The sequence below is a fragment of the Massilia sp. Soil_C_3 genome (assembly GCF_057657035.1).
The window spans coordinates 1-1,250 of sequence record NZ_JBDGJG010000023.1; the positions used below are offsets into that span (position 1 = coordinate 1).

Sequence of the window (1,250 nt, forward strand, 5' to 3'; positions counted from 1 at the left end):
TGTAGTGGTCAAGTAATTTCGGACACGACGATAGGTTCTTTCTCTGCCATTGTGCGTTCATAGACGCTGGGCGGCAGATTTCCCAATACAGAATGCAAGCGCTCGCAGTTGTAGAAGCCGGCAATGTAGTTGGCCACGTCATGCTTGGCTTCTGCATGGTTCGCGTAATTGCGTTGCCAGACACGCTCCATCTTCAGGTTCAGGAAGAAGCGTTCAGCAACGGCGTTATCCCAACAGTTGCCTTTGCGGCTCATGCTACAGACGAAGCCATGTTCGGCCAACAGGGCCTGATACTGCTCGCTCGCATACTGGCTACCCCGGTCGGAATGGACGATCAGTCCGGCCACTGGACGGCGCGCCTGGATTGCCATGCGCAAGGCATCACAGACCAGAGTCGCTGGCATGCTCGGCGCCATCGCCCAACCCACGACTCTACGAGAGAACAGGTCAAGCACGACAGCCAGGTACAGCCAGCCCGCGCTGGTGCGGATGTACGTGATATCCGAAGCGTAGGCCAAGTTCGGCGCTGTCGGGTTGAACTGCCTGGCTAGCACGTTCGGCGCAACCGGCAGAGCGTGCTTGCTGTCGGTCGTGTGCACGAATTTGCGCTTCCAGACTGGCTTCAGGCTGGCCTGTTGCATCAGCCGGCGCACCTTGTAACGCCCGACCTGAAGGCCGCTACTGGCCAACGCTGCAACCATACGACGGCTTCCGTAACTTTGGCCGCTGCTCATGAACGCGGCACGCAGATGCACGCTCGCTTTGCAAAGAGCCGGCTTGGCAGCACGGTGCTTCGCTTCGTAGAACCCGGCTCGGCTCACGCCCAGCAGGCGACAGGTTTGTGCGACAGGTACGGCCTTCGTTTGCAGCTCGTCGACGAGCCGGTAGCTCATTTGAGCTCGCGGGCAAAGAAGGCCGATGCTTTTTTTAAGACGTCCACATCACTACGAAGCTGGCGGTTTTCCTGCTCCAACTGGCGAATGCGCTGCTGCTCAGCCGTCAACGGTTTGCCAATGCCTGGTTGGCCTTGTTGCTCGGCCTCGAACTGCTCCATCCAGCGACGGATCGCGGTCACGCCAATATCCATCGTCTGGCTGACGTGCGAGATACTGAGGCCTTGTTCTGTGATCATACGGACGACCTCGAGCTTGAAGCTGGGGTCAAAACTGCGGCGTTGCCTGGTCATGTAAACTCCTTCGAAGGTGAATTATCCACCTATCGAGGCGTCCGGAGACATTAGACCACTACAG

General features: G+C 58.2%; 1 protein-coding gene. It reads right to left on the reverse strand.

The window, feature by feature from the left end:
- Positions 1-8: 8 nt before the first annotated feature.
- Positions 9-1,186, reverse strand: a protein-coding gene (locus AC3A6F_RS25260) for an IS3 family transposase (RefSeq protein ID WP_487686542.1) whose coding sequence is annotated in 2 segments (ribosomal slippage) — positions 9-919 and positions 919-1,186 — 1,179 coding nt in all. Because the reading frame shifts where the segments join, the coding sequence is not laid out codon by codon here.
- Positions 1,187-1,250: the final 64 nt, after the last annotated feature.